Raw genomic sequence first — 15040 nt, 5'->3', positions numbered from 1 at the left:
AAGGCCCGGCGGCACCGCCCCGGAACGCGAAAGGCCCCCGGCGTCTCCGCCGGGGGCCTCCGCTCACGAGTGGGGAGCGCGGATCAGTCCTCCGCCTTCTCCTCCTTCTTCACTTCCTCGCCGGTCTCCTGGTCGACCATCTTCATGGCGAGGCGCACCTTGCCGCGGTCGTCGAAGCCCAAGAGCTTCACGAAGACCTCCTGGCCCTCCTTCAGCACGTCGGAGGGGTGGTTCAGGCGCTTGTTCTCGATCTGGGAGACGTGCACGAGGCCGTCCCGCTTGCCGAAGAAGTTCACGAAGGCGCCGAAGTCGACGATCTTCACGACCTTGCCCTTGTAGACCTTGCCCTCCTCGGGCTCCGCCACGATCGAGTGGATCATGTCGTAGGCCTTCTGGATGGCGTCGCCGTTGGGCGACGCGATCTTGATGATGCCGTCGTCGTTAATGTCGACCTTGGCGCCCGACGTCTCGACGATCTCGCGGATCACCTTGCCGCCCGAGCCGATGACCTCCCGGATCTTGTCCGTGGGGATCTGCATCGTCTCGATGCGCGGCGCGTGCTCCGAGAAGCCGCCCGCCGAGGACAGCGTCTTGGCCATCTCGCCGAGGATGTGCTGACGGCCCCGCTTGGCCTGCTCCAGCGCGGTCTCCATGATCTCGGGCGTGATGCCCGCGACCTTGATGTCCATCTGGAGCGAGGTGATGCCGTCCTCGGTGCCCGCGACCTTGAAGTCCATGTCGCCGAGATGATCCTCGTCGCCGAGGATGTCGGTCAGCACCGCGTACTCGCCGTCGTCCTCCAGCACGAGGCCCATCGCCACGCCGGCCACCGGCGCCTTGAGGGGCACGCCCGCGTCCATCATCGACAGCGAGCCGCCGCAGACCGAGGCCATGGACGACGAGCCGTTGGACTCGGTGATCTCCGACACCAGCCGGATCGTGTAGGGGAAGTCCGTCGCCGCCGGCAGCACCGCCTGCAGCGCGCGCCATGCCAGCTTGCCGTGGCCGATCTCACGCCGCCCCGGAGGGCCGAAGCGCCCGACCTCGCCGACCGAGTAGGGCGGGAAGTTGTAGTGCAGCATGAAGTTGGACTTGAAGTTGCCGTGCAGCGCGTCGATGAACTGCTCGTCGTCGCCCGTGCCGAGCGTCGTCACGACCAGACCTTGGGTCTCGCCGCGCGTGAACAGCGCCGAGCCGTGGGTCCGCGGCAGGATGCCCGTGGCGCAGTCGATCGCCCGCACCTCGTCCAGCGCGCGCCCGTCGATGCGGCGCTTGTTCTTCACCACGTCGCCGCGCAGCACCGTCGATTCCAGCTTCTTGAGGGCCGTCCCGAGGTTCGGGTCCTCCAGCTGCTCGTCCGACAGCCCGTCCTTGATCGCCTGCTTGGCGGCGGACACGGCGGCCACGCGCTCCTGCTTGTCGGTGATCGCGTAGGCGTCGCGCATCTGCTGCTCGCCCGCCGCCTTCACCGCGTCGAACAGGGCCGAGTAGTCCGGCGCCTGGTAGTCGAACGGCTCCTTGGCGGCCTGCTCGGCGAGATCGACGATCATGTCGATCACCGGCTGCATCTGCTCGTGGCCGAACTTCACCGCGCCCAGCATCTCGGCCTCGGACAGCTCGTAGGCCTCCGACTCGACCATCATCACGGCGTCCTTCGTGCCCGCGACGACGAGGTCCAGCCGGTTCTCCGGGTCGGACTTCAGGTCCTGCATGTCGTCCACGGCGGGGTTCAGCACGTACTCCCCGTCGACGAAGCCCACGCGCGCGCCCGCGATCGGGCCCATGAACGGCGCGCCCGAGATCGTCAGGGCCGCCGAGGCGGCGATCATCGCGACGATGTCGGGGTCGTTCTCGAGGTCGTGGCTCAGCACGGTGCAGATCACCAGCACCTCGTTCTTGAACCCGTCCACGAAGAGCGGGCGGATCGGACGGTCGATGAGGCGCGACGTCAGCGTCTCCTTCTCCGTCGGGCGCCCCTCGCGCTTGAAGAAGCCGCCGGGCACCTTGCCCGCCGCGTAGAACTTCTCCTGATAGTGGACCGTGAGCGGGAAGAAGTCCTGCCCCGGCTTCGGCTGCTTGGCGTAGGTGACGGCGGCCATGACGCTGGTCTCGCCGTAGGTCGCGATCACGCAGCCATCGGCCTGGCGCGCCACGCGGCCCGTTTCGAGCGTCAGGGTGTCATGCCCCCACTCGAGCTCTTTCTTCACGATGTCGAACATTCTGTCTCCCGGAGGCGGGCCCCTGCCCGGCCTCTCGCGTATATGGCGGCCCCATTGCCGCCGGATCCTCTCATCCAAGCGCCGGACCCGTGGCGCGTCTCGTCGGATAGGGGCCACATAGGCGGTTTGCCCGCCCATGTGAAGCGGGCGCTCCGCCGCGCCCCTAGGCCCGCGCCCGCGGCGCCCGCGCGATCCCGTAGGCCTTGCGCGCCGTCACCAGCCGCAGGTCCTCGGGGTCCATCCCCATCGACAGGATCGTCTCGGGGTCGAACCGCGCGCGCGCGGCGTCCCGGTCGTAGGCCGTGCCGAACAGCCGGTCGATCCACCCCATCCCCGCCGAGACGTGGAACGTGGCCGCGTGGTCGTTGAAGTGGTGGCGCAGGTGGCTCTGCGTCACCGCCCGCCCCATCCGCCCCTTGGGCACGTCCAGATGCGCCAGCGTGTGGCAGTACTCGTAGAATGCGAAGGCCGTCACCGAGCCGCCGAACAACGCGACCCACGCCACCGCCAGCGCCGCCGGCAGCCCCAGCAGCGGCCAGAGCAGGAGCGCGTGGAGGGCCACCGACCCCAGACCGAAGCGCACCGGATACCAATGGTCGTCCCCGGTGAAGAACTCCGGCTCGCCCGGGAACTCGTGATGCCCGATATGGGACCGCCACAGTGCGGTGAACGGCCCCTGCTCCCGCGGCGCCGCGCGGTGCAGCAGGAAGCGGTGCATCGCGTACTCCACGAGGAACTGCAGCACGATCCCGTAGGGCACCGCCAGCAGCATCCACGGCGACCACGCCCATGCGGCGACGGCCCATGCCGACAGCCAGAACGGCAGCAGCCGCTGCAGGCTGCCCATGTGCATCAGGACGCGCAGGGTCGGGATCATGCGCCGCAGCCTAGCCCCCGCCCCCCGCGCCGGGCAATCCGGACGTCGCGGCGGGCCGGGGCGGGGTCGAGGGCGCGTCCCGCGCCGCCCCCAGCAGCCGCGCCACCGCCGGATGCGGATGCGCCCGCGCGACCGTCAGCGCATGGAACCGCTCCGCCAGCCCCGTCTCGAACGGCGCCGTCGCCAAGCGCCCGGCCGCCAGCTCGTCCGCAACCACCACCGCCGGGGCGACCGCGATCCCCGCGCCCTCCCGCGCGAGCAGGCGCACCATCGCCATGTCGTCCGCCTCCGCCGCCAGCCGCGGCGCCACGCCCAGCCGGTCCCCCAGCCCGAGGAACGCCGCCCGCAGCCCCGAGGGCACAACGAACCGCCCCTCCGCCAGCAGCGCGCGCAGGTCCGGCGCCCCCAGCATCTCCGCCCGCCCGTGCAGCCCCACCGCCTGCTCGGCCAAGAGATGCGCCAGCACCTCCGCCCCGTGCGGCGGCTCCGTCACCAGCGCCACGTCCAGCTCCAGCGTGGCCAGCCCCGCCGCCAGCGCCTCCGCCGTCCCCGAGCGCAGCACCACCGGCGCGGCGCCCCCCAGCACGGGGGCGAGGAAGCGCGCTTGGAAGTTGCGCGACAGCGTGGCCTCCGCGCCCACCCGCAGCGGTGCCGTCTCCGACCCCCGCCCGCCCAGCACCGCCAACAGGTCGTCCCCGGCGGCGAAGGCGCGGTCCGCATGGGCCAGCGCGATGCGCCCCGCCTCGGTCAGGTGCAGGCCCCGCCCCCGCCGCTCGAACAGGTCGACGCCCAGCCGCGCCTCCAGCGTGCGGATCTGCGAGGACAGCGCCGACTGCGACAGGTTCAGCCGCCCCGCCGCCTCCGTCAGCGACGCGGCCCGCGCGACCGCCCGGAAGTAGCGCAGGTGCTTGTAGTTCAGGTCGGCCATCGTTCGTCCACATAGAACGATCCATCCCAAACGTTGTATTTTTCTGGAACGCCCGTCTCGCCTACCTCCGCGTGGACGCAAACGACGGAGGCGGGCATGGACCTCGTTCTCGATATCCTCGGCACCGTGGCGACCCAGTTCCAGTCGCCCACCCTCGCCTTCCTCATGGGGGGCATGCTGATCGCCGCGATGGGCTCCAAGCTGGAGATCCCCGCGCCGGTCTACTCGATGGTCGTCACGCTCCTGCTGCTCAAGGTGGGCCTCTCGGCGGGCATCTCCGTGCGCGAGGCGGACCTCGGCGACCTCCTGCTCCCGGCGCTGGGCGCGATGGGGCTCGGCATCGGCATCGTGCTGCTCGGCGGGGCGACGCTGGCGCGGATGCGCGGCGTCCCCCATGCGGACGGGATGGCGACCGTCGGCCTCTTCGGCGCGGTCTCGGCCTCCACTCTCGCCGCCGGCATGGTCATGCTGGAGGACGCGGGCGTGGCCTACGAGGGCTTCATCGGCGCGCTCTACCCCTTCATGGACGTGGCTGCCCTCGTCACCGCCATCGTGCTGGGCCGCATGGCGCTGGCCCGCTCGGCCCACGGCGCGGGCGGCGGCACGATGGTGCTCGGCGGAAGCGGCGGCGGCGGCGGCGGCGCGGGGGAGCCCGGCCTGATCCGGAGGATCCTCGTCGACACGCTGCGCTCGCCCGCCATCTCGGCGCTGGTCCTCGGCCTGGTCCTCGGCCTGCTCGCCCGGCCCGACCCGGTCTACGAGACCTTCTACGAGCCGATCTTCCGCGGCCTCCTGTCCATCCTGATGCTCATCATGGGGATGGAGGCGTGGGCCCGGCTGTCGGAGCTGAGCAAGGTGGCCCACGCCTACCTCGCCTACGGGCTGCTCGCGCCGGTCTTGCACGGGCTGATGGGCCTCGCGGTGGGGGTCGGCCTGCACCACGCGACGGGCTTCTCGGGCGGCGGCGTGGTCCTGCTCGCGGTGATGGCGGCCTCGTCCTCGGACATCTCCGGCCCGCCCACGATGCGCGGCGCCCTGCCCGAGGCGAACCCCTCCGCCTACGTGGGCACATCGACCGGCATCGGCACGCCCGTGGCGATCCTCTGCATCCCGCTCTTCATGGCGATCGTGGACGCGTGGATCGGCCTCTGAGGGCTTGACGCGGCCCCCGCGCGGGGCCGCGTGATCCGCTGAAACGGTGGTTAACGCCCCACCCCGTATGGACGCCGTATGTACGGGGGGTGTACAGGGGGTGCACGGGGGGCGCCCCCCACCGTACGGTGGGTGCGAATCGGCCTAGGACCTTGGGATCGCGTCGGAAAACCATTCGACCCCCGCCGCCGTTAACCTCTGCCCCCGAAAACGCGAAAGGGCGCCCCGCGGGACGCCCTTCCGTGATCCGGTGGACCGGCGGTCAGCGGCGGATGCCGAGCCGCTTGATGAGGTCCTGATACCGCTGCTCGGACTTGCCGCGGGTGTAGTCCAGCAGCTTACGGCGCTGGGCCACCATCATCAGCAGCCCCCGGCGGGAGTGGTTGTCCTTCTTGTGGGTCTTGAAGTGCTCGGTCAGCGTCGCGATGCGCGACGTCAGGATGGCGACCTGCACCTCCGGAGAGCCGGTGTCGCCCTCCTTCGTCCCGAATTCCTTGATGAGGCGGTTCTTCTCTTCGACCGTGATCGACATCGGGGTCTCCTTGGCTTGGGTGATGGCCACGGCCGGGATGTCGTCCAGCGCGCGCCCTTGGAGCGAGCGGCCTCCTAGCGCCCCCCGCGCCGCTTGGAAAGCCCCCGCGCCCCGCGAACCCCGCGTTAACCTCGTTCACCGAATGTTCTGGAGACGGCCCGCCGCGCGGCGTAGCCACGACCGGGAAAGGATCGCCCATGCTCCTCATCGCCAGCCTCATGAGCATCGCCCTCGCGGGGGCCTTCCTGCTGGGCGGGCCGGGCGACGACGCGGACGACCCCGCGACCGCCGCCCCCGACGCCGCCCCCCCCGAGGAGGCGGGGGCGGAGGCCGAGGACGGCCCCGACCTCCTCGACGAACCGTCCGAGGCGGCGGCCACCACGGCGGAGGGCGCGCCCGCCGACGGCCTCGCCGCGGCGCCGCACGTCGCGGCCGACGCCGCCCCGCCCGACCCCGACCCCGATCCCGCGCGTCCGGACCCGGTGGACGCGGTGCCCGGCGACCATCTGGGCGACGGCGCGGGCCTCTCGCTCTTCGAACGGCTCGTCCTCCCGCGGGATGGGCTGCTGGGGGGCTCCGGCGGCGACGCGATGGCGGGCGGCGCCTCGGGCGACCTGATGGAGGGGAACGACGGCGACGACACGATCTCCGGCGGGCGGGGGGCCGACCATCTCGACGGCGGGCACGGGGACGACGTGCTCGCGGGGGGCGTCGGCGGCGACGTCCTGCGGGGCCGGGACGGCGACGACGCTGCGGCGGGGGGCGCGGGCGACGACCTACTGATCGGGGACGCGGGCGACGACCGGCTCCACGGCGGGACCGGCGACGACCGGCTCTTCGGGCAGGAGGGGCGCGACACCCTGTCCGGCGGGGCCGGCGACGATTCGATCGACGGCACGTGGCTTGAGGACGGGCGCGACATCGACGACGCCGACCGCATCGACGGCGGGGCCGGCGACGACGTCCTCGCCCTCGGGCGCGGGGACGTCGCCAGCGGGGGGACGGGCGCGGACCGGTTCATCGTCGCCGCCCCCGGAGGCGACGCCCCCCCGGACGCGGCGGAGGATGCCTCGCACGCCATCACCGAGGGGGCCGTCGACGGGGCCGATGACGGGGCGGACGACCCGAACGGGACCGCCGCCCTGCCCCGTGGCGACGGGTCCGGCGCAGCGGATGGGGCCGACGCCCCGCCCGACGGGACGCCGCTCGACGCCGCCACGATCGCGGACCTGCCGCGGATCCTCGATTACGAGCCGGGGCTCGACCTGCTGGAGATCGACGCGCCCGGTGCCTCCGAGGATGTGACGGTCACGGTCGCGGATGTCCCGGAGGGATCGGTCCTCCTGCTCGGCGGGGTGCCGGTCGCCCTCTCGTCCGTCCCGATCGACCCGGCCTCGGTGGTCGTGGTGCGCGGCTAGGTGCGGGACGCACGTCCGGCGGGGACAGGCCATCGCCGGGCGCGGCCCGCGCGGCGGGCGCGCCCGGCGTCCTTAGGCCGGCGCGCCGAAGAACGCCGCGAGGGCGTCCCCCACCACGCCGGGCGCCTCCTCGGGCGCGAAGTGGCCCGAGGGGACGGGCACGTCCGACACGCGCTCCGCCCAGCGCCGCCATTCCCCCGCCGGGTCGCCGGACCGGGCCGGGAAGCCGTCCTCGGCCCAGACGAACAGCATCTCCGCCGCGATCCGCCGCCCGGCCGCGCGGTCCTTCGCGTCGATCCTGCGATCGACGTGATAGCCCGCGCGGTAGTCCGCGCACATCGCGGCCAGCCGGGCCGGGTCCGCGGCCTGCGCGCGGTAGCTCTCCAGCGCGTCGGGGGCGAAGGCGGCGAGCGACTTGGCGCGCGTCCACGAGGCGAGCGTGTGGTCGATCCATCCCGACGGATCCCCGCCGATCAGCCGTTCGGGCATCGGCGCGGGCTGGGCGAGGAAGTTCCAGTGATACGCCGCCTGCGCGAGGTCGGCGTCCCAAGCGTCCCAGAACGCGACGGTGGGGATCACCTCGAGGATGGCGAGCCGGTCCAGCCGCTCGGGGTGATCGAGGGCGAACCGGTAGGCCACCCGCGCGCCCCGGTCGTGCCCCGCGACATGCGCCCGCGCGTGCCCCAGCGCGTCGAGCACCGCGACCACGTCCCCCGCCATGCGCCGCTTGGCGTAGGTCTCGTGGGCCGGGTCGTCGGGGGGCGCGTCGCTGTCGCCGTAGCCCCGCAGGTCCGGGAGGATGCAGGTGAACCGCTCGGCCAGCCGGGGCAGGACGGGCATCCAGCAGCGGTGGTTCTGCGGGAAGCCGTGGAGCAGCACGAGCGGCGGCCCCTCTCCCGTCACGCGCACCGCGATCCGGGTGCCGTCGGGCGCGGCGACGTCGCGGCGCCTCATCCCCACGGCTCCGGCTGGACGGCGTAGCCGATGTAGAGCGGATGGCGCGGATGGCCGTCCTTGGACAGGCCCAGCGCCAAGGGCCGCACCCCCGCGCCGCGCAGCAGGCGCTCGACGGCGGGGCCGCGCGCCAGATGCGCCCCATGCGCGCCCCATGCGCAGACCACGTCGTCCGCCCAGTCCGCCGCGGCGGCGATGGCGCGGTCGTTGGCCGCCCCGCCGACCGGCTCGGGGTGGGCGCGCATGTCCTTGGGGTCGGTGGCGCGGTAGGCGAAGATGTTGGCCACCCGCATCGCCCCGTAGCCTAAGGCGCGCGCGCGCCGCTCGCACCGCTCGACCGTGGGATCGTTGGCCACCTCCGTCGCGGTCGAGGGGTTCAGCATCACGAACGCCACGCGGGGGCCGTCCGGGTCCCAGACGCGCGTCAGCTCGTAGCGATAGGCCTCGTCGTCGGAATAGGTGGCGACCGACTCGGCGTCGCCCTTCCGGTGCCGCCGGACGATCAGCGGCTCACTCCCAATCGAGCGCGCCCTTCTTCCACTCGTAGGCGAAGCCCACGGTCAGCACGCCGAGGAACGCCATCATCGACCAGAACGCCGCGTCCGACAGCCCCGCGAAGCTGACCGCCCACGGGAACAGGAACGCGATCTCGAGGTCGAAGATGATGAACAGGATCGCCACGAGGTAGAAGCGCACGTCGAACTTCATCCGCGCGTCGTCGAAGGCGTTGAACCCGCACTCGTAGGCCGAGACCTTCTCGGGGTCGGGGTTGCGCACCGCCAGCACGACGGCGGCGAGGATCAGGACCAGCCCCAGCCCGATCGCCACCCCGAGGAAGATCAGGATGGGCAGGTATTCGAGCAGCATCTCGTCCATGGCGGCCTCCGGGTCCGGTCGGTGGCCGGAATAGGACGGTGGCGCGCGGCGGTCCAGCCCTCAGGCGGCCAAGGGCGCGCCGTCGAGGATGACCCGGCCCAGCGGCCAGATCCCGTCGGCCGCCAGCGCCTCCATCCGCGCGTCCGCGAGCAGCAGGTCCACCTCGTGGAGGCGCAGGTCGATCGGCCCGAGGGCCACGCGCAGCGCATCGAGGTCGCCGGGATCGCCGACCACCACCACGTAGTCCGCCATGCGGGCCGCCGTCGCGACCAGCCCCGTCCGGTTCACGGACGAGGAGACGAGGGAGTTGTCGACCCACGCCGTCTTGAGCCCGAGGCGGGACAGCAGCTCGTAGAGCGCCGCCGCGTTGGGGGACGGGTTGGCGGACAGGGGCGCGCGGACCGTCAGGAGCCGAAGGCGGCGGGCCGGGCGGCGCGGGTTGCCGTCGAGGGGGGGCATGATGTCTTGCCTTATGGCCGCGACGCCGAGCGGCGCGGGGGGTGACGGGCGTTCTGGTCCCAAGGTGGCCCCGACGGCGCGGGCCGCAAGGCCCTGTCGTGCAAAGCCGCATCCGCTCCGCGCGCGGGCGGCGCCTCAGCGCAGCGCCGCCAGCAGGTCCGGCGACGGGAGGCCCGTGACCGCGAGGCCCCGGTCGCGCTGGAAGGCCTCGATCGCCGCCGTGGTCTTGGCGCCGATCACCCCGTCGGGCGTGCCGACGTCGTAGCCCGCGCGGTTCAGCCCGGCCTGCAGCGTGCGGCGCTGGTCGATCGTCAGGCCGGTCGCGTCCGCGCCGAAGCCCGCGACGAAATTCCCCTGCCCCGCCACGCGGTCGCCGAGGTGGCCCACCGCGATGGCGTAGCTGTCGGACGGGTTGTAGCGCCGCAGCACGCGGAAGTTGGGGGTCACCAGCAGGAGCGGCCCGCCCGCCTGCGGGCGCAGCAGCGTGCCCGACCCGCCGGGCAGCGATCCGCCCTGCGCGGGACGGGCGCCGGCGGCGGCCCATGCGGACATCGCCCGCGTCTGGCCCACGCCGCCCGACACGCCCGTCACTTCCAGCCCCCACGGCAGGCCGCGCCGCCAGCCCGCGCGGGCGAGGAAGTTCGCCGCCGAGGCCAGCGCGTCCGTGGGGTCGTCCGCCCAGATGTCGCGCCGTCCGTCGCCGTCGAAGTCGACCGCCCGCTCGAGGTAGGAGGACGGCATGAACTGCGTGTGGCCCGACGCCCCCGCCCACGACCCGCGCATCCGCGCCGCCGTGGTGTCGCCCGCCGCGAGGATGCGGAGCGCGTTGGTCAGCTCGCTCTCGAAATAGGCCCCGCGCCGCCCGTCGAAGGCCAGCGTCGACAGGGCGGAGATCACGGGGATCTCGCCCCGCTTCGTGCCGAAGTCGCTCTCGACGCCCCACAGGCCCGCGATGGTGCGGGCGGGGACGCCGTAGCGCCCCTCGATGGCCGAGAGGGTGGAGGCCATGCGGCGGAACGCGGGGCGGCCCCGCGCGACCTTCGCCTCGTTGGCCGTCAGCGCGAGGTAGTCCTCCAGCGAGCGCCGCCGCTCCGCCTGGTTGCGGTCGAGGCGCACGACCTCGGGGACGAAGCCCGCCTCGCGGAACGCCGCGTCGAGCACGCCCGCCGGGATGCCCCGCGCCTGCGCGCGGCCCCGGTAGGCGGCGACCCATGCGTCGTAGCCCGCGTTCGGCACCGCGCGGAAGCGCGACGAGGGCGCGGCCGTCTGCGCGCTCGCGTTGCATCCCGCCAGCACGGCCGCCCCGCCCATCGCGGCCATCCCGCGCATCATGTCCCGTCTGGTGGCCATCCGCCCGCTCCCCCGTTTTCCGCTCCGATACCGCGCCGTCCCGCCGGGGTCAGCGGGGGATGGGCGGGGTCAGCGTTTCGCCGCCCATGCCGGGCGCCGCTTGTCGAAGAAGGCGCCCACCCCCTCGCGCGCCTCCGCGTCCCGCCACCGTGCGGCCAGCGCCTCGACCGACAGGTCCACCTCCGCCGCGGTCGCCGCCCCCGACAGGCGGCGGGCCAGCGCCTTCGCGTCCGCCACCGCGCCCGGCGCGCAGGAAAGGTAGGGCGCGACCTCCGTCTCGACGGCATCGTCCAGCCCGTCCGCGGGCACCGCGCGCGCGAGCAGGCCGAGCCGCACCGCCTCCGCCGCGTCGAAGCGGCGCGACGACATGAACACCCGCCGCGTCATCGGCCCCATCCGCGCCGCCACGTAGGGCCCGATCGTCGCGGGGATCAGGCCCAGCCGCGTCTCGGTCAGGCCGAACAGCGCGTCCTCCACGCCCACCGCCACGTCGCAGACGGCCATCAGCCCCACGCCCCCGCCGAAGGCCTGGCCCTGCACCCGCCCGATCAGCGGCACGGGCATCGCATCCAGCGCGCCCAGCATCCCCGCCAGCCGCCGCGCCTCCCGATCGCGGGCGTCGGGCGCGGCGTCGAACTGCGCCCGCATCCAGTTGAGGTCGCCCCCCGCGCAGAAGGACGCCCCCGCCCCGGTCAGGACGACCGCGCGGGTCTCGCCCACGACCACCCCGCCGGCGAAGTCGGTCAGCGCGTCCATCGTCGCGGCGTCCAGCGCGTTGTGCATCTCCGGCCGCGCCAGCGTGACGGTCGTCACGCCCCGGTCGTCGGTCGCCGTCTCGATCATCCGCGCATCCCCTTCGCCATCCCGGCCGCCTCGGCCACCAAGGCCCGGTCCAGGCCGGTGGCGAACCCGGCGCGCTCCAGATGGTCCAGCACCGCCTCCGTCGCCACGTTCCCCGCCGCGCCCGGCGCATAGGGGCAGCCCCCCAAGCCGCCCACGGCGGCGTCGAACACCCGGAGGCCCCGCGCGAGCGCGACGTCCACGTTTTCGAGCGCCCGCCCGGCCGTGTCGTGGAAATGCCCCGCCAGCCGCGGGGCCTCCATCTCCTCCAGCACCGCGCCCAGCATCGCATCCACGGCCTCGGGCCGCCCCCGCCCGATCGTGTCGCCCAGCGAGACCTCCCGGCACCCCATGTCCCGCAGGGCCGCCACGGCCCGCGCCACCGCCCCCGGCGCCACCGCGCCGTCGAACGGGCACTCCACCACGCAGGAGACGTAGCCCCGCAGCGGCATCCCGTCGGCCCGCGCCGCCTCGGCCACGGGCGCGAACCGCTCCAGCGACTCCTCGACCGACGCGTTCAGGTTCGCCCGGCTGAACCCCTCGGAGGCCGAGGCGAAGATCGCCACCTCGTCCACGCCGGCCGCACGAGCGCCCTCGTAGCCGCGCAGGTTCGGCGCCAGCGCCGCGTAGGCCACGCCCGGCACCCGCGCGATCCCCGCCATCACCTCCGCCGCGTCGCCCATCTGCGGCACCCATTTGGGCGACACGAAGGACGCCGCCTCCACGTGCCGGAACCCCGCCCGCGACAGCAGGTCGATCAGCGCGACCTTCTCCGCCGTCGGAATGGCCCGCGCCTCGTTCTGCAGCCCGTCGCGCGGCCCGACCTCGTAGATCTCGACCGCGTCCCTCGATGGTCCGGAGACACTCATGGCGCGCCGTCCGCCGCGCCGTCCTCCAGCCGCACCAGCGCGGCCCCCGCCTCCACCTGGTCCCCGGCGGCGACCAGCACCTCGGCCACGGTCCCGTCCACCGCGGCACGCAGGCTATGCTCCATCTTCATCGCCTCCAGCACGGCCAGCCGGTCGCCCGCCGCCACCGTCTGCCCGACCTCGACGTCCACCGCCTTGACCAGCCCCGGCATCGGCGCCTCGACGACGCCCGCCCCCGCCCCGGCGGCGGCGGCCACGTCCAGCGGGTCGGGCACCGCGAAGGAATAGGCGTTGCCCCAGAACACGTCGACCCGCCCCGGCCCCGGCACGACCTCCGCGCCCACCCGGTCGCCATCGACGCGCCAGCCGCGCGCGACCGCGTGGGGGACGCCGTCCACCTCGACCTCGAACGCGCCCGCCCCCCGCACGGTCACACGCGCCTCGACCGGCTCGCCCGAGTGGATCATGCGCGCGGTCCACGTCAGCGGCGTCCACAGGTGCGCCCCCTCGTGCGGCCCGCCCTCTTGCAGCCCCAGCGCGCCCAGCGCCGCCAGCGCCTTGGTGCGGGTGCAGGGCACCGGCGTGGGCGTCAGCGCGTCGCCGTCCCGCCCGATCAACCCCGTGTCCACCTCTCCGGCAGCGAAGCCCGCGTGACGGCACAGCCGCCGCAGGAAGGCGAGGTTCGTCGCCACCCCCGCCACCTGCGTGCCCGCCAAGGCCCGCTCCAGCGCGTTCAGCGCCGCGCCCCGGGTCGGCCCGTGCGTGACCACCTTGGCGATCATCGGGTCGTACCACGGGCTCACCGCGTCCCCCTCGCGCACGCCCGTCTCGATGCGCGCGTCACCGAAGCGCAGCCGGTGCAACGTGCCGGTCTGTGGCAGGAACCCCGCCGCCGGATCCTCCGCGTAGAGCCGCGCCTCGAAGGAATGCCCGGTGATGGACAGGTGGTCCTGCGCCACCCACAGCGCCTCGCCCGAGGCAACGCGCAGCATCCACTCCACGAGGTCCACGCCCGTTACCGCCTCGGTCACGGGGTGCTCCACTTGGAGCCGCGTGTTCATCTCCATAAAGTAGAAGCGGTCGGGCCGGAGCCCCTCGGACGCGTCCACGATGAACTCCACCGTCCCCGCGCCCGCGTAGCCGATGGCCTCCGCCGCGCGCACGGCGGCCGCGCCCATCGCCTCCCGCATCTCGGCGGTCATGCCCGGCGCGGGGGCCTCCTCGATCACCTTCTGGTGGCGCCGCTGGAGCGAGCAGTCCCGCTCGAACAGGTGCACCGCCCGCGTCCCGTCGCCGAAGACCTGCACCTCGATGTGGCGCGGCGTGGCGACGAGCTTCTCGATCAGCACGCGGTCGTCCCCGAACGCCTTGGCCGCCTCGGACCGCGCCGCCTCCAGCGCGTCGGCGAACTCGCCCTCGCGCTCCACCGCGCGCATCCCCTTGCCGCCGCCGCCCGCGACGGCCTTGATCAGCACGGGCCAGCCGATCCCCTTCGCCTCAGCCAAGAGCGTCGCGTCGTCCTGATCCTCGCCTTGGTAGCCCGGCACGACGGGCACGCCCGCCTCGATCATCGCGCGCTTGGCGGCGTCCTTCAGGCCCATCGCCCGGATGGCCTCCGCCGACGGCCCGATGAAGACCAGCCCCGCCGCCTCGACCGCCTCCACGAAGCCCGGGTTCTCGGACAGGAAGCCGTAGCCCGGATGGATCGCCTCGGCCCCCGTCGCCTTCGCCGCCGCAATCACCGCGTCGCCGCGCAGGTAGCTGTCGGCGGGCGCCGCACCGCCCAAGCCGACCGCCTCGTCGGCCATCTCGACGTGCCGCGCCCCCGCGTCGACGTCCGAATGCACCGCGACCGTCGCCACCCCCATCCGGCGGCAGGTGTCGATGACCCGGCACGCGATCTCGCCCCGGTTGGCGATCAGGATCTTGCGGAACATCAAACCTCCCCCATCGCGCGCCGCACCGGTAGCGGCACCGGCCACGCGTCGTAGTCCATCCCCGTCAGCCGCCCGCCCTCGGACCCGGCCCACGCGTGGGCGTAGAGGTCGCGGTGCAGGCGCAGCTCGAGCCCCGGCAGCGCCGCCTCGGTCGCGGCCTGCACGCGGGCGATGCGCTTCTCGAGGCGGGCGGCGTCCGGCTCCGGCGGGCGGCGGCGACCGAGCGCGAGGCTGCCCACCGTGATCGCCGTCCCGACCACGAGGCCCACCGGATTGGTCCGCAGCAGCACCGACGCGCCTTGGACCGCGAGGCCCGCGAGGGCGCCCAAGGCCGAGACCGGCACCGTGTCGGCGTCGGCCTCCAAGGCCAAGCGGGCGGCGTCGAACTCGGAGGCGACGGCACGGCGCAGGGACTGGGCCAGCCCGCGGCGATCCATCTCGGCCACGCCCGCCCATGCCACGAGGCGGGGCGCCGGGCCGCGCCGCCCGATGGCCTCGACCCAAGCGGCGAAGTCGAACACCAGCTCGTATCGGTCCGGCGACGGGCCGCCGCCGCGCGGGTGGACGATCCAGACGGGCACCTCCGGCCCCCGGCGCCGCGGGATGCGGGGGATCATGCCGTCCTCCGG

General features: G+C 73.9%; 15 protein-coding genes. 2 read left to right on the top strand and 13 right to left on the bottom strand.

What is annotated here, in order from left to right; all coding sequences use genetic code 11:
• Positions 1-83: 83 nt before the first annotated feature.
• From pnp to JQC91_RS07450, 3 genes are all read right to left on the bottom strand, one after another.
• Complete coding sequence (pnp, locus tag JQC91_RS07460; protein WP_203286171.1) at positions 84-2219, bottom strand: polyribonucleotide nucleotidyltransferase; 2136 nt, start codon at positions 2217-2219, stop codon at positions 84-86.
• Between the two features lie 163 nt (positions 2220-2382).
• Entirely contained in the window at positions 2383-3096 is a 714-nt protein-coding gene (locus JQC91_RS07455; RefSeq protein WP_203286170.1) for a sterol desaturase family protein, read from the bottom strand.
• A 10-nt stretch (positions 3097-3106) separates the two neighbouring features.
• Positions 3107-4024 carry a LysR family transcriptional regulator gene (locus tag JQC91_RS07450; protein WP_203286169.1) on the bottom strand — a complete coding sequence of 306 codons (918 nt, stop codon included), beginning with the start codon at positions 4022-4024 and terminating at the stop codon, positions 3107-3109.
• 96 nt (positions 4025-4120) lie between these two features.
• Here JQC91_RS07450 and JQC91_RS07445 point away from each other — a divergent pair, with 96 nt between their 5' ends.
• The gene (locus JQC91_RS07445; protein ID WP_203286168.1) at positions 4121-5176 is read left to right on the top strand and encodes a sodium-dependent bicarbonate transport family permease; all 1056 of its coding nucleotides are present in this window, start codon (positions 4121-4123) and stop codon (positions 5174-5176) included.
• Between the two features lie 262 nt (positions 5177-5438).
• On the opposite strand, the gene rpsO is transcribed toward JQC91_RS07445, so the two are convergent.
• Complete coding sequence (gene rpsO / locus JQC91_RS07440; protein ID WP_203286472.1) at positions 5439-5708, bottom strand: 30S ribosomal protein S15; 270 nt, start codon at positions 5706-5708, stop codon at positions 5439-5441.
• A 197-nt stretch (positions 5709-5905) separates the two neighbouring features.
• Here rpsO and JQC91_RS07435 point away from each other — a divergent pair, with 197 nt between their 5' ends.
• On the top strand, positions 5906-7126 hold the full coding sequence (locus JQC91_RS07435; protein WP_203286167.1) for a hypothetical protein: 1221 nt from the start codon (positions 5906-5908) through the stop codon (positions 7124-7126).
• 72 nt (positions 7127-7198) lie between these two features.
• Here the strand turns inward: JQC91_RS07435 and JQC91_RS07430 are convergent, their stop codons facing one another.
• The 9 genes from JQC91_RS07430 to JQC91_RS07390 all read right to left on the bottom strand — a co-directional run bounded on the left by JQC91_RS07430 (position 7199) and on the right by JQC91_RS07390 (position 15028).
• Positions 7199-8080: an alpha/beta hydrolase gene (locus tag JQC91_RS07430; RefSeq protein WP_203286166.1), complete on the bottom strand. Its 882-nt coding sequence runs from the start codon at positions 8078-8080 to the stop codon at positions 7199-7201.
• The gene (locus JQC91_RS07425) at positions 8077-8586 is read right to left on the bottom strand and encodes a DUF1643 domain-containing protein (RefSeq protein WP_203286471.1); all 510 of its coding nucleotides are present in this window, start codon (positions 8584-8586) and stop codon (positions 8077-8079) included. The genes JQC91_RS07430 and JQC91_RS07425 overlap by 4 nt, the downstream gene beginning before the upstream one ends.
• A 4-nt stretch (positions 8587-8590) precedes the next feature.
• A complete protein-coding gene (locus JQC91_RS07420; protein ID WP_203286165.1) occupies positions 8591-8956 on the bottom strand; it encodes an NADH-quinone oxidoreductase subunit A in 366 nt (121 codons plus the stop codon).
• A gap of 60 nt (positions 8957-9016) precedes the next feature.
• Entirely contained in the window at positions 9017-9415 is a 399-nt protein-coding gene (locus JQC91_RS07415) for a hypothetical protein (protein ID WP_203286164.1), read from the bottom strand.
• A 135-nt stretch (positions 9416-9550) separates the two neighbouring features.
• Positions 9551-10765 carry a lytic murein transglycosylase gene (locus JQC91_RS07410; RefSeq protein ID WP_203286163.1) on the bottom strand — a complete coding sequence of 405 codons (1215 nt, stop codon included), beginning with the start codon at positions 10763-10765 and terminating at the stop codon, positions 9551-9553.
• Positions 10766-10834: 69 nt separating this feature from the next.
• Positions 10835-11608, bottom strand: a complete 774-nt coding sequence (locus tag JQC91_RS07405; protein ID WP_203286162.1) for a crotonase/enoyl-CoA hydratase family protein — start codon at positions 11606-11608, stop codon at positions 10835-10837.
• Positions 11605-12474 (bottom strand): hydroxymethylglutaryl-CoA lyase, encoded by an 870-nt coding sequence (locus tag JQC91_RS07400; RefSeq protein WP_203286161.1) that lies wholly within the window; start codon positions 12472-12474, stop codon positions 11605-11607. Before JQC91_RS07400 ends, JQC91_RS07405 begins: the two co-directional genes overlap by 4 nt.
• Positions 12471-14411 carry a biotin carboxylase N-terminal domain-containing protein gene (locus JQC91_RS07395; protein WP_203286160.1) on the bottom strand — a complete coding sequence of 647 codons (1941 nt, stop codon included), beginning with the start codon at positions 14409-14411 and terminating at the stop codon, positions 12471-12473. Before JQC91_RS07395 ends, JQC91_RS07400 begins: the two co-directional genes overlap by 4 nt.
• Positions 14411-15028, bottom strand: coding sequence for a hypothetical protein (locus JQC91_RS07390; protein WP_203286159.1), 618 nt, complete (start codon positions 15026-15028; stop codon positions 14411-14413). Before JQC91_RS07390 ends, JQC91_RS07395 begins: the two co-directional genes overlap by 1 nt.
• Positions 15029-15040: the final 12 nt, after the last annotated feature.

This window comes from Jannaschia sp. Os4 (assembly GCF_016820245.1).
Taxonomy (GTDB): domain Bacteria; phylum Pseudomonadota; class Alphaproteobacteria; order Rhodobacterales; family Rhodobacteraceae; genus Jannaschia.
Note: the sequence above shows the minus strand (reverse complement) of the source record. Positions and strands in the feature narration are given on the sequence as shown.